Origin of the sequence: Pontibacter sp. HSC-14F20, assembly GCF_019599265.1 — a bacterium.
Classification (GTDB): domain Bacteria; phylum Bacteroidota; class Bacteroidia; order Cytophagales; family Hymenobacteraceae; genus Pontibacter.
This window is the reverse complement of record NZ_JAHZTC010000004.1, coordinates 218726-231860: the sequence shown is the minus strand read 5'-3', so window position 1 is coordinate 231860 and position 13135 is coordinate 218726. Positions and strand designations below refer to the sequence as shown.

The following is a 13135-nucleotide window of genomic DNA, read 5'->3' as shown; positions in this document are numbered from 1 at the left end:
ATAGGCTAGGTCAGCCGTTACAATAAACTAGTCTGCAAAAAAGCAGGCATCCTTAAACAATACTTATACAAACTAAAAAATTAAACTATGGACAGACAAAATAATGCGAGCATGATGACAGCCATGTTCCGGGACCGTGACAGCGCAGAACGCGCCTATGAAGAACTACGTGCACGCGGATACGACAAAGATGATATCAACGTGGTATTGTCCGACGAAGGCCGTAAGCGTCACTTTAGTGATGACGTAGACCGTGACGGCGACACCGAACTTGGAAATAAATCACTGGAGGGAGCCGGAGCTGGTTCAGCCATTGGCGGCACACTTGGTGCTATAGTAGGAGCCGTGGCAGCCATCGGTACTTCAGTAGCTATACCTGGCTTGGGCCTGGTGGTGGCTGGTCCGCTGGCAGCTGGTCTGGCCGGTGCAGGTGCAGGCGGCTTAACGGGCGGCCTGATTGGTGCGCTGGTGGGTGCCGGTATACCTGAAGAACGCGCTAAGGTATATGAAGAAGGCGTGAAAGAAGGTAATATCGTGCTGGGCTTTAAGCCACGTACATCAGAAGATGCCCGCTACTTCGAGGATCATTTCCAGAAGAACCGCGGAGAGCATATTTATTACTAAGGTAGTATACCTTACCTGAATCAAAGGCTTGGCTTTTCCCTTGGGGCGAAGTCGAGCCTTTGTTCTTTATACCTTCCCCTAACTGTAGCATCGCATAAGCTGTTTATAGAATAAATTGAACATATACCGAACCTTTTTCCGTATGCCTTTAAAAAACGAAGAAATATCAAAAGCAAAAGATAAGACTATGAAAAACCTATGGATGGCAGCCACCCTTACACTGGGCACGCTTGCCTTTGCATCCTGTAACTCGAATACACAGGAAACCGACACCACCGCCAATGTAGACACCGAACTGAACACAACCGCTGCAGTAGATTCTACCCTGAACGATGACAAGCGCGAGTTTATGACCAAAGCACACAGCATCAGCACACAGCAGGTAGAGTTGGGCAAATTGGCGGTCGAGAAAGGCACAACGGACCAAATACGTGAATATGGTCAGCAAATGGTAGACCTGTACTCCAAGAAGCTGGACGAGCTGCAAGATATGTCAGGGCAATATAGCGTTACGCTGCCACAGCAAATGGAAGAAGACCACGCAGGACGTGTACAGGAGCTTCGCGATAAAAATGCTGGTGAATTTGACCGTGCCTATTGGGATACTGTGGTAGATGCCCACAAAGATGCACTCGATGCGTTTGAGGATAATGTGAAAGACATAGAAGAGACAGACAATACTACCTTTAACCTTTGGGCGCGCAATACCACCAAAGAAATCCGGGCTCAGATGGAAAACGCGATGGGCTTCCGGCAGGATAACAAAAACTAACCACACCAAACAGGCGGCGCTACCAGCACCGCCTGTTTGATTTATAGGGCTTTCTTCAATACCCCTTCCAGTATCGCCCAGGTATGACGGGCCAGTAGTTTCTGCCCTTCCGCATTAGGATGCACGCCGTCGGGTAAGTTAAGGTGCCGCATACCTGCCACTCCTTCCAGCAGAAAAGGCACAAAGGCTACATTATTATTGATGGAAAGCTCTCTGAACAGTTTTCTGAACTCTGCTGCATAGCGCCCTGGCACAATGTCAGGAATCTCCATACCTGACAGAATAATCTGTGCATCCGGGTGTTTGTACTTAACCTTGTCTATGATCTGTTGCAGGTTCTGGGTGGTTTCCCGGACAGGTATACCCCGCAGTCCGTCGTTAGCCCCTAGCGCCAGCACAAAGATATCGATGGGTGCAGACAGCCAACGGTCCACCCGGTACAGGCCACTTGCTGTGGTGTCGCCGCTGATGCCCGCATTGATCACCGTATAGGCATCATATCCTTCCTCTTTCAACTTCTCTTGTATCAGCGATGGATAGGATTGCGCCGTTGGCAATCCATATCCTGCTGTCAGGCTATCCCCGAAAAAAAGAATTGTCTTCATAGTTGTCTGGTCTTGCTATACCTGTCTGAGCAACTGCTTTGGAACTAGCTATACTGTGAGAAAAAGCACTTCAGCGCTTTAGATCAGACAAGCTGTTCCTGCTCAGGTTTCAAGGTTTAGGCATGCTCGGGAAACGAAAAAAAAGTCAGAACAGTTATATAAAGAAGTGAGGCTTTGCGTAAAACAAGCAGGCGATCTGTTTGTTTACACTTAACAAATACCCCGCTTTGCGATAAAGCTATATTTATACTACATTAGGACTCGCCTTAAAAGAAATGCCCGTGGCCTCATCTGCGGCACTACTTTTGCGTAGATACAATGTGGTCCAACTAACTTAATTAGATGCTATCCTTGACAACCAGATTAAAAATATTTCTTTCTGTACTGGCCGTAATCTTACTCACGGGCTCTTTTATCCTGTACAGCAAAAACAGCACACCTGCCGGCAAAAACGAAATCCTGATCAAAGCTCTGATGCAGGGTTTGAGCACGATGCACTATAAGCCGGAGAAGGTAGACGACAACTTTTCGAAAAAAGCCTTTGGGCTATACCTGGACCGTATCGATTTTAACAAAAAGTTTCTGTTAGAGTCAGATGTGGCCATGCTACGTAAGTATGAAACCCAGTTGGACGACCAGCTGCGCGCCGGCTCGTTTGAGTTTTTTGACATTTCAGCCGATCTGATCGAGAAGCGCACCAAAGAGTCTGAGGCTTTTTACAAAGAGATCCTGTCCAAGCCATTCGATTTTTCTAAAGAAGAGAACATTGAGCTGGACGGCAAGAAACTGAAATTTGCTAAAGACAAAAACGAGCTGAAAGAAGCCTGGAGAAAGCAGCTGAAGTACCAGACACTGGTGCGCCTGGCCGACATGCAGAAGCAACAGGAAAAAGCCACCGCCAGTGCCGATAGCAAGGAAACGCGCAAGACCATGGAACAGATGGAAGCCGAAGCCCGTGAAAAGGTGATGACAGCTTACAACGAACTCTACAAGCGTCTGGATCAGGTAACCCGCGACGACCGCCGCTCTACTTACATCAACGCAGTAGCAAACGTTTACGATCCGCACACAGGTTACTTCCCTCCTAAAGCCAAAAAAGACTTTGATATTGAGTTCACAGGCCGATTGGAAGGTATAGGCGCCTCCCTGCAGGAGAAAGATGGACAGATTAAGGTAATGGAAATTGTTCCGGGCAGCCCATCGTATATGCAGGGTGATCTGAAACCAGGCGATGCGATCCAGAAAGTAGCCCAGGGCAGCAATGACCCGGTTCTGGTGGAAGGTATGCGCCTGGACGATGCCATTCAGCTTATCCGTGGTAAAAAAGGAACAGAAGTACGCCTGACAGTACGTAAGCCAGATGGCAGTACCCGCATTATCCCGATTGTGCGCGATGTGATCGTGTTTGAAGAGACCTACGCCCAAAGTGCCATGATTGACGACAAACAGAAGATCGGATACATTAAGCTTCCTGGATTTTATGCCGACTTTGAGCGCAAAGGTGGCCGTAATAGTGGTGAAGACGTGAAGGCTGAGGTTGAGAAACTGAAAGCAGCCGGTATGCAGGGCCTTGTACTGGACCTGCGCAACAACGGCGGTGGTTCACTGGCCGATGCTGTGGAAATGGCTGGTTTGTTCATCGAACAGGGCCCGATCGTTCAGGTACGCACTTCATCTGGCAAAACCGTAGTGCTCGACGACCGAGATCCGGAAGTACAGTATACTGGTCCGCTCGTGATCATGGTGAACTCAAACAGCGCATCTGCTTCTGAAATTCTGGCAGCAGCCATGCAGGATTATAAGCGTGCCGTAATTGTGGGTACACCTACTTTCGGTAAAGGCACTGTGCAGCAGTTTGTTGAGATTGACGAAGCCCTGCCATCACAGTTTGATCCATACAAACCATTCGGAGCGCTTAAACTGACCATCCAGAAGTTCTACCGTATTAACGGCGGCACCACGCAGCTGCGCGGTGTAACGCCAGACGTTATTCTGCCAGATGCTTACAGCTACCTGGAGTTCGGTGAAAAAGAGCAGGAATATGCTCTGGCTTTTGATGAGATATCACCAGCCCGCTACAAAACATGGACACGCACCAAGCTGAACATTCCGGCGATACAGGCTAGCAGCAAGGGCCGCATTGCAGACATCGAGAGCTTCAAGATCATTCAGCAGAGCGGCGAAAGACTGAAAAAGCAGGTGGACAACACTTCCCGCTCTCTGAGTCTGAAGAAGTACATGGAAGAGGAGAAAAAGAGCGAAACAGCCAACAAACAACTGGAAGACGCTCAGAAAAATATTCCGGTGCTGAATGTATCACGTCTGAAAACTGATTTGCAGACCCTGGCGGGAGACACCGCCAAAATGGCCCGCAACAAAGACTTCCTGAGGTCGCTGCAGAAAGATGTGTATGTGGAAGAAGCAGTAGCAATCATCAAAAACGACATCAAGTAATCGCCCTCAATGGGCATTAAGCAAAAGCCGGCTATGTAGATAGCCGGCTTTTTTTTATTTTGCATCTTCGCCTTACCAATACCTTACTCATGAAACACGTCAACCCGCTTCAGAGCTTCCGAACGAAGCGCTATACCTTGTCTTGTATTGCAACGGTACTCCTCGCCTTTTCCAGTTGTGCGCCTCGCCCACAAACGCAACCCGAAGCCGGGAAGCGTGGCGTTGTAGCAGCTAAAGCCATGGTGGTATCGGCTCATCCCGATGCTTCTAACATTGGTTTGGAGATACTGCGCAAAGGTGGCAACGCTTACGACGCAGCCATCGCCACACAATTTGCGCTGGCAGTTTGCTATCCGGTGGCCGGCAACATTGGTGGCGGCGGATTTTTGGTTTACCGCCATCGTACCGGCGAAACCGGTGCGCTTGACTTCAGGGAGAAAGCACCTGCAGGCGCTCACCGCGACATGTACCTCGACTCGCTGGGGAATGTAATCCCTGACCTGAGTCTGCTCGGCCACCTGGCAGCAGGCGTACCCGGCTCTGTTGATGGTATGATTAAGCTGCACGAAAAGCTTGGTTCCCTGCCTTTTGCTGAACTGATGCAGCCCTCTATTGACCTGGCTCGTCGCGGCGTAGTGCTGACTGCCCGTGAAGCCCGTATGTTGAATAATGCCCGGGAAGAAATGATCAGGTATAACAAGCATACCCCCTACCTAACACGTGAGCAAGCCTGGCAACCAGGTGATACGCTGTATCACCTGGACCTGGCCCGCACTCTGGAGCGCATCCGCGACCAAGGTCGTGATGGTTTTTACGCCGGCGAAACGGCCGACCTGATCGTGAAAGAGATGCAGCGGGGCGGAGGCCTTGTTTCGCACCAGGACCTACGCGATTACAATGCGGTATGGCGCACGCCGATTACGGGTCAGTACAAAAATCTGAAAGTCACCTCCATGTCGCCGCCCTCGAGTGGAGGTATAGCACTCATGCAGCTACTTACTATGGTAGAGCCTTACGACCTGAAAAGCTTTGGCTGGCAGCAGCCTCAGACCATTCAGCTTATGACAGAGGCCAAACGCCGCGTATACGCTGACCGCGCCACTTACCTCGGCGACCCGGATTTTCACAAAGTGCCTAGCAATGGCCTGCTGGATCGTAGCTATTTGCAGGAGCGTATGCAGAACGTGAACCTGGAACGAGCCACGCCATCTTCTGAAGTAAAAGCCGGTGTACTGCCAGTGTATGAATCAGATCAGACAACCCACTTCAGCATAGTGGACCAGTTTGGTAACGCCGCTTCCATCACCACGACCATCAACGGAGGGTATGGCTCCATGGTGGTGGTAGAAGGTGCTGGTTTCCTGCTCAACAACGAAATGGACGACTTCAGCGCGAAGCCCGGTGTTCCGAACATGTTTGGCCTGATTGGAGGCGAAGCAAACTCCGTGCAGCCCGGCAAACGCATGCTCAGCGCCATGACACCAACTATTCTGGAGAAAGACGGCAAGCTCTTTATGGTTGTGGGCACACCGGGCGGCTCGACGATTATCACTTCTGTTTTCCAAACGATACTGAACGTAGTGGAGCATAATATGACCATGCAGGAAGCTGTGGCTGCTCCCCGCTTTCACCATCAGTGGCTCCCCGACGAGATACAGCATGAACCGAATGCCATCTCGCCTGAAGTACGAGCCGCGTTGGAAAGCAAGGGGTATAAATTAAAGCAGAGAGGTAGGTATGGCGCAGTGGAAGGTATACTGGTGCTGCCTAACGGTAAACTGGAAGGTGGTGCCGACCCGCGCGGTGACGATACTGCAGTTGGCTTCTAAAAAGGTATAGCCAACCGGCTTTTTGATTTCATAAATACAAAAGAGAGAGCCTGCAGGTATAGCATCTGCGGGCTCTCTCTTTTGTGTCAGGTATACCTTAGCCATTCTTTCGCTTCTCGATAAATCCGCCGATATAATTGGCCATGGCCGCTATACCTGTGGTACTCATCAGGCCAAACATCAGTTTCCGGCGGTTTAAGGTAGCCGTATCAAATTTTGCTTCTGTTTCGGCGTCGGGTACGGCAGCCTGCAGGAACGAGCGCAGGGTCTGGGCCAGCAGGAGTCCGGTGATGCCGACTGCCACATGCGCCGTGGTCTGGTCGCCTTTCTCCAGATTTCTGCTCAGGAGCAGTAGCCCGCTTCCAGCCACAGCAGGTATAAGCGCTGTTTTGGGTCGCTTCTCATTCATAAAATAACTGCTCAGGCCTGTCCCGATCAGGGTGGCAGCGTGTACATTGTTTATGATTTGCGGTTTGTCTGTCATAGTCGTTTCCATTTATTCGTTTACTTCTTACCGATTGATTTACGGCTTGGTTATACCTGTTAGAACGACTTCAGATAAGGAACCGCTATACCTATACATAAAAAAGCGGCCTCCCGTAAGGCAGGAGGCCGCTTTTTTTGAGTTGATATAAACTAGTTTCTTACCAGTTTGGCTTGGTATACCTTGCCTTGTACCGCTACCTGCACATAATACATGCCGTTACGCAGACCGGCTACCTTCTCGTTCAGCTGCTGCTGCACACTGCTCAGGTTACCGTTTAGTTCATACATTTTAGTGCCGTTTGCAGAACGTAGCTCCAGTGTCATCTCATCCATCACCGATACTTCTACTGGTAATGAGATGTTCACCACAGGGCCCTGCGTCGGGTTCGGATACAGACGGAAAGCCAGGTCCTGACCATTGGCTATACCTGCCGGGAAGTCGTTGTCGCGGATGGCCAGCGTGAAGCTACGGGCTGATGCGGCTATACCCAGGTCGGTGGTTACATTGTTGATATGGAACGTTACCTGCTCCGTTGGCTCAGTCACTTTGTCGTCTATGATGCTCACGTCGAAAGTGGCTGATGTAGCATAAGCAGACACCTCGACTGCAATTACGTTGTTAGCGGCTACCGGGGCAGTCGTGTAATCAACTGCTGTGGCTGTGGCACCGTCCTTCACAGTCAGGTATAGAGTGTGCGCTTTTGGCTGCGCAGCCGAGATGCTCATGTTCACGGCAAAGGGTGCATCGCCTTCAGTTGCCGTCAGTGTAGGTGCTGAGAAAGCAACGGCTGGCGTTGCGCTGAAGCTGAAGCGGGCCGATACCGGTACGTGGTCTGAGGTGGTGCTTCTGTAACTCGGAATCAGGCTAAGCAATTGGTTCTCAATTGTAACAGATTCCTCGATATATTCATCCACTAAAGATTTAGAAACGATGATGTGGTCCAGGAAGCTCTGGAAAGAGCCACTCGCATAGGTATAGCCACCTGCCACGCTCAGGTCGTAGGTCAGTGCTCTGTAATTTTCATCCTGTACAAATGGGTTCAGGGTAGAAGGCAGGTCGTTTACTACAGAAACGTCCACATCGTCATTCATATCGCCCAGCATCACCAGGTTTACGTTCGGGTACTGTGCCGCCAGGCTGTCTTTTAACACCTGCACGTCGTACTTACGTTGGTTGTATGGCGTCACGTTCGTGCCGGAGTTGGCTCTGGTATGAAGATTCACCACATAGATTTGCTGCGTCACGCCGTTTACTGTGGCTTCCAGTTCCACCATCAGAGGAAGGCGGCCGCTTGCCCAGAAACTGGTCTGTGCAGCCGGATAATCTGGCAACGTAGCTGTACCAGCTAGCACATCCTGATACAATTTGTGGAGCAGAACTTTTTGGCTCTTTACTTTAATTACATCCTTCTTGTAGGCAACATAAAGTTTTTGTGGCACCAGGTTACGGCTTGGGTCCCAGGAATAAGAGTGCACATCAGAACGAACAAAGTCATAGGCCGGCAACTCAGCTATCAGGCTGGCCATGGCGGCATCGTTTGCAATCTCCTGGAAGGCAATGATATCAGCGTCCAATGTCTGTAGTGCCTTTTTAGCATTGGCAAACTGCAGTTCCTCGTCGTTAGGACCAAGTTCTGAGCCTCTGTCGTCTTTGTCAGCGCCGAACCACTCCAGGTTCCAGGACACGATGTCCAGGGTGCTGCTTTTCGGCAGGGAGGTGCCGGTTAAGTTACTTTTCACTACAGAGAAATCGCCGCTTGTGTAGGTCAGCTGGCCAGTGGAGCGGAGCTTGGTGCTGCCTGGCTTATAGCGCAGGTATACCTGGTTTGAAAGACCCGCTTCAGCAGCAGTATAAACCAGAGAAGAAGCGTATACCTGTCCGTTTTTGGAAAGTTCGAAATCAGTACCTACTGACAGCGTCATACCTGCCGGGTAGCCCAGTGCAGAAAAATTGAAGGTATACGGAGCAGAGGCGTTCGGTACTTCCACCAACCCAAAATCAAGGTTGAAGTCACTGGCAACCAACAATTGGTCTACATTCTCCACAGCGAAATCGTCCAGTGTCCAGCGGGCGGCATTAAGGTCAACACCAGAGGTATAGACGAAAGCCACGTGCACCGAAGCACCTTTGTAAGCAGTGAGGTTTACAATCGACTGCTTCCATACGTCAGAAGCGGCAGCCGGGAAATCGCCATTCAGTTCTGTCCAGGTGGCAGTGGCAGGTGCGCTGCTGCCGTCGTAGTCTGTCGACACCATCAGCTTCAGACCAGGACCCGTAAAAGCAGTTCTTGTCCAGAAAGAAAGTGCGGCGATGTTGAACTCAGACAAATCCAGTGCAGGAGAAATCATCCAGTCTTCGTTGTCTTGGGCGCTGCCGGCATAGCCGTTAATTTGAACGCCGTTGTTACGTGGGTTTTCTTCTGTCTCTCTTCCGAAAGTCGTGCAGCCCCATACCTGGTCACCAGTTACGCTATAGGCCTTCCAGCCGCCTGGCAGGGTGGTAGAGCAGTTGTTAAAGTCCTGAGCAAATGGGCTAACCGCATTGGCTTTCAGCTCGGTTACGACAGTAGCTATATCGTGGCCACTATGCGAAATCGTACCCGACAGAGCGCCTGTTGTAGTTGGCGTTACCTGCACAAACACTGTGGGATTAGCGGCCATCTCCTCAGCTGAAAAGGTAAGGCTGGTCACGAAACCAGAAGTCGCCCGTTTTGAAACTGTGAAGCCTCCTGTCGCCGTTAGCTGCACATTGTCCGTGATGTTGGCGCTGGTCAAGGTATAGGAAACAGTTGTTGGCTGTCCGGCAGCCACTTCGCCAAAGGCAAGTGAAGCAGGAGCCAGCACGATGGGGTCCTTGCTGTCGCTCAGACTGCTCACCTCAATGTTGTCCACAGCAAAACTTGGTCTGGAGCCGCTACCGCTAATCTGGCGCGTAGCCCAGCGCAACTGCACCACCTCCTGGTTTTCAGCCGCTTCTGGCAGCGTCAAAGTGAAGAATTCTACCTGTTGAGGCTCCGTGTTACCGCTCGTGGCCCATTTCTCCGTGTTGTTCTGGTATTGGGTGCCCTCAATTGTGCTAAAATCCCCGCTTGTTCCAACGCGGTATTGCAGCACGATTTCGTTGATACGGGTATTGCTTCCACCGTCATATGGATTGCGCAGCGTCATCATGTCGAAAGAGACCTTTACGGCCTGCTTCTGCTGCGTATTGATTGCAAATGCCAGGCTCAGGTCAACAGACCCACTGTTCAGGATACCTATCTTGCCGTTGTAGTTGTGAATCGCACCATTGGTAGTAGTGGATGTGCTGCTAGCCAACATGGCTCTATCGGCAGTAGCAGGAGTGGTTCGAAAGTTCGCTCCAGGACTTGTAGACAGTAACCAGCCTTGCCACCCGTCAGGGTATGCTATAGAGGCATGCTCCAAGCCGGAGAAATCCTGCGAGTAAGGCAGCGGCTGTGGCTGCGGGTTTGTCTGCGCTAAAGCTTCTCCGCCAGCTAAAAAGGCACAGCAGACCAGCACAAAAGCAGAGGCTTTGTGTAGATGTTTAAACATAGGTATAAGAGAGATTTGATTTCTGATGTGTAGGGGACGCAAGAGTGTACTGCACTGTCGCGCAATGGGATACGTACACAGAAGTGCGCATGAAGATCCATCGGTTGCAAAGGTAAGCAGACGCTTTCAATCAAATGTTACCAAATCATCAATATTATTTCAATTGTATATTTTGGTGGTGCTACACCTTGCTCAGCGCCTGCTCTATATCTTTAATCAGATAGTCTGCATCTTCCAGCCCGATGTAAAAGCGCACCAGATTAAAGTCTAGTTTGCCTTTGTGACTGCCGTTGTTGTAATAGGCGGCGGCCGGGTATATTAGCGACTCGTGTCCGCCCCAGGAGGCCGCCATCAGAAAGTGCTGCAAACTGTTGCAGAAGTCTTCTGCTTTCTTGATGTCATCTGTTCTGAGAGCAATTGTAAACTGCCCGGTGTTGTTGCGCAGTTGTTTTTTGGAAAGCTCATACTGCGGATTTGAAGGCAGGAAAGGATAATAGATCTTCTCAACCTTTTCCTGCTGCTGAAGCCAGGCTACTACCTTTCGGGTTGTTTCAGCGACGCGCTCCATTCGCACATGCAGTGTGCGCAGACCACGCAGGAGCAGCCAGGCATCGTGCGGCGACAAAATAGCCCCGAGCGTCATAAACTCTCCCTCGAATATCCTGTTGATCATGTCGCGACTGCCACAAATCACGCCGCCCATCGTGTCAGAGTGGCCGCCAATGTATTTGGTGCAGGAGTGCACGACCAGGTCCACGCCCATCTGTAAAGGGTTCTGGTTGAGCGGCGAGGCAAAACTATTGTCGATGATGGTGCTACAGCCATGCGTTTTGGCAAGTGCTGCAACAGCTGCAATATCCTGCTGCTCAAAGGTAAAAGAGTTCGGGCTTTCCAGGTATAGCAATTTCGTGTTGGGCCGCATCGCCTGGCGGTAGTTCTCCGTGTCGGTACCGTCTACCAGGGTTACTTCTACCCCGAACCTGGGCAGGAAGCGGTTCATCAACACATTGGTCCAGCCGTAAGGTTTATCCACACACACCACATGATCTCCTGCCTTCACTTGCGATAGCACCGCTGCCGAAACTGCCGCTATCCCGCTTCCAAAGGCAATAGCATGCTCCGCTCCTTCCATCGCCGCCATCTTCTTCTCAAACATGGTCACAGTGGGGTTGTTGCCACGGGTATAGAGGTATGACTCTGCCTCGTTCTGGAGCATGCGCCGCATATCGTCCACCGTTTTGCTGGCAAAATTGCTGGTCTGCAGGATGGGAGGCGTTACTGCATTGTAATACAGTTCCCGATCTTCGCCCAACTCGTTCAGGATGTAAGATAGCTCCATGGTATAAGGATTTTGTCCCCCTCTTGTACTCTTATTTCGAGCTTCAGGTTATGATGGCAAGCGCTTACATCTAGTTCGCTTTTGCAGGTATAGACATCGCAGAAAATGCCTGATAAAGAGGCCTCTGCAACAGCAATTTACTGGCTCAGAAATTATTTTATAAATATTTTGCAAGTCCCTGATTTACAGCATATTAAAATCATAAAATCACTGCATTTACACCTTAAATATGCAACTGTTAGCAGGCTAAAAATGTTGTAAATACATGAAAGAGAAAGAAGAAGAAAACATCATATCCATGTATCCGGAAGAGCAGAAACAGCTGGACAAGGAATGGTATAAATCCATCCCGGCGCAGGTGTTTCTGAACTACTTTTTCGCTATCAATTACCACCTCGATCATTACGAAGGGATGGGTCTGCAGCAGCTGGCCTACTTTAAGGATGTGCCTGCTGAGTTATCTGAAGAAGATTTGGAAGCAGTGAAGAAACTGTTGCTCAACAGCTGGAATACAGAGTATGCTTTGCGTACTACAGCCGAGTTAGGCGATGAGAACTATATCCGCAACGCCTTGCACTGGACGTTTCCGCAGGCTTACTATACCGTGTTTGCGAGCTTACAGGCTTTTCTGCATACCCGCCAGATCAAGACCAGCAACGAGTCCTTGGTGATGCGCGAAGCGGGCCGCCTGATCGTGAAGAATGCTTACCCGCAGGCGATGAGCTTTTATGCATCGGGGCATTACGATGACTTCCGCATCAACCGTTTGCCGCTGGCGCATTACAAACCAGGCTTGCAGATTGCGGGCAAAGAGCTCGAAGCGCAGTCGCAGATCGGTCAGTTTTTGAAGACTACGCGACGCATGAAGGCCAGATCCGTTCGACAGCAGGTACAGGCTAACCCGAATACCGCCATCCGCAGCAGCCGCACAGGTGAGGTGCTACAGAAGTTTGGTCCGCAGCATTGGCAGCAGCTGACCTGGCGTATGGGCTATACAACGTTGTTCGACTTGCTGGCGAGGTTGCGCATCTCCAGTTCGCACCGCGAGATCGAGCGCTTCGTGCAGTCCGACATCGACTTTAAGCTGTTCCACGAATCGCTGCTCCAGATTGTAAGCTACCTGAACGGTATACATGAGTGCTATGTGGCGCAGGCCATGAGTTTGCAGCAATACGAGGCTTTTGTGCAGGAACTGCCGGCCTATCTGCAAAACTCCTTTGTGGCAGCCCGATTGCAAGACAAAGTAAAACCGCTTTTGCAGGACGATGAGCAGCAACTCCGCACAGCTGCTTAAGTCCCATTTGTTCTACTACATATATGGGAGCCCCGGCAAGTCTTGCTTGCCGGGGCTTTTACTTTATGTCCCGCTACAATACAGCGGCTAACAATTAGCAATTTAATGTTTAAAACCTCCTGTTTATTTAGCAATTTTGTAGTTTATATATAACAGTCACCTTTAGTACTAAAATCG

General features: G+C 50.4%; 9 protein-coding genes. 5 read left to right on the top strand and 4 right to left on the bottom strand.

Annotation, left to right across the window (positions count from 1 at the left end; genetic code table 11):
- The first annotated feature begins 87 nt into the window (after window positions 1-87).
- Together K3G39_RS06130 and K3G39_RS06125 are read left to right on the top strand one after the other, a co-directional pair.
- Window positions 88-624: a hypothetical protein gene (locus K3G39_RS06130; RefSeq protein ID WP_220625291.1), complete on the top strand. Its 537-nt coding sequence runs from the start codon at window positions 88-90 to the stop codon at window positions 622-624.
- 187 nt (window positions 625-811) lie between these two features.
- On the top strand, window positions 812-1396 hold the full coding sequence (locus K3G39_RS06125) for a DUF4142 domain-containing protein (RefSeq protein ID WP_220625290.1): 585 nt from the start codon (window positions 812-814) through the stop codon (window positions 1394-1396).
- A 41-nt stretch (window positions 1397-1437) separates the two neighbouring features.
- On the opposite strand, the gene K3G39_RS06120 is transcribed toward K3G39_RS06125, so the two are convergent.
- A complete protein-coding gene (locus tag K3G39_RS06120) occupies window positions 1438-2001 on the bottom strand; it encodes an arylesterase (protein ID WP_220625289.1) in 564 nt (187 codons plus the stop codon).
- A 342-nt stretch (window positions 2002-2343) separates the two neighbouring features.
- Between K3G39_RS06120 and K3G39_RS06115 the strand changes: the two genes are divergently transcribed.
- Window positions 2344-4455, top strand: a complete 2112-nt coding sequence (locus K3G39_RS06115) for a carboxy terminal-processing peptidase (RefSeq protein WP_220625288.1) — start codon at window positions 2344-2346, stop codon at window positions 4453-4455.
- 89 nt (window positions 4456-4544) lie between these two features.
- Complete coding sequence (gene ggt, locus K3G39_RS06110; protein ID WP_220625287.1) at window positions 4545-6284, top strand: gamma-glutamyltransferase; 1740 nt, start codon at window positions 4545-4547, stop codon at window positions 6282-6284.
- A gap of 97 nt (window positions 6285-6381) precedes the next feature.
- On the opposite strand, the gene K3G39_RS06105 is transcribed toward ggt, so the two are convergent.
- The 3 genes from K3G39_RS06105 to K3G39_RS06095 form a co-directional block, all read right to left on the bottom strand.
- Window positions 6382-6780 carry a hypothetical protein gene (locus K3G39_RS06105; RefSeq protein ID WP_255594042.1) on the bottom strand — a complete coding sequence of 133 codons (399 nt, stop codon included), beginning with the start codon at window positions 6778-6780 and terminating at the stop codon, window positions 6382-6384.
- Window positions 6781-6920: 140 nt separating this feature from the next.
- The gene (locus tag K3G39_RS06100) at window positions 6921-10325 is read right to left on the bottom strand and encodes a T9SS-dependent choice-of-anchor J family protein (RefSeq protein WP_220625286.1); all 3405 of its coding nucleotides are present in this window, start codon (window positions 10323-10325) and stop codon (window positions 6921-6923) included.
- 181 nt (window positions 10326-10506) lie between these two features.
- Entirely contained in the window at window positions 10507-11664 is a 1158-nt protein-coding gene (locus tag K3G39_RS06095) for a PLP-dependent aspartate aminotransferase family protein (protein WP_220625285.1), read from the bottom strand.
- 265 nt (window positions 11665-11929) lie between these two features.
- On the opposite strand from K3G39_RS06095, the gene K3G39_RS06090 reads away from it, so the two are divergent.
- Entirely contained in the window at window positions 11930-12958 is a 1029-nt protein-coding gene (locus K3G39_RS06090; protein ID WP_220625284.1) for a hypothetical protein, read from the top strand.
- Window positions 12959-13135 lie beyond the last annotated feature (177 nt).

Bases quoted from the DNA above. Each gene is read 5' to 3' on its own strand.
- K3G39_RS06130 (WP_220625291.1), top strand. From the start codon at position 88: ATGGACAGACAAAATAATGCGAGCATGATGACAGCCATGTTCCGGGAC.
- K3G39_RS06125 (WP_220625290.1), top strand. From the start codon at position 812: ATGAAAAACCTATGGATGGCAGCCACCCTTACACTGGGCACGCTTGCC.
- K3G39_RS06120 (WP_220625289.1), bottom strand. From the start codon at position 2,001: ATGAAGACAATTCTTTTTTTCGGGGATAGCCTGACAGCAGGATATGGA.
- K3G39_RS06115 (WP_220625288.1), top strand. From the start codon at position 2,344: ATGCTATCCTTGACAACCAGATTAAAAATATTTCTTTCTGTACTGGCC.
- ggt (WP_220625287.1), top strand. From the start codon at position 4,545: ATGAAACACGTCAACCCGCTTCAGAGCTTCCGAACGAAGCGCTATACC.
- K3G39_RS06105 (WP_255594042.1), bottom strand. From the start codon at position 6,780: ATGGAAACGACTATGACAGACAAACCGCAAATCATAAACAATGTACAC.
- K3G39_RS06100 (WP_220625286.1), bottom strand. From the start codon at position 10,325: ATGTTTAAACATCTACACAAAGCCTCTGCTTTTGTGCTGGTCTGCTGT.
- K3G39_RS06095 (WP_220625285.1), bottom strand. From the start codon at position 11,664: ATGGAGCTATCTTACATCCTGAACGAGTTGGGCGAAGATCGGGAACTG.
- K3G39_RS06090 (WP_220625284.1), top strand. From the start codon at position 11,930: ATGAAAGAGAAAGAAGAAGAAAACATCATATCCATGTATCCGGAAGAG.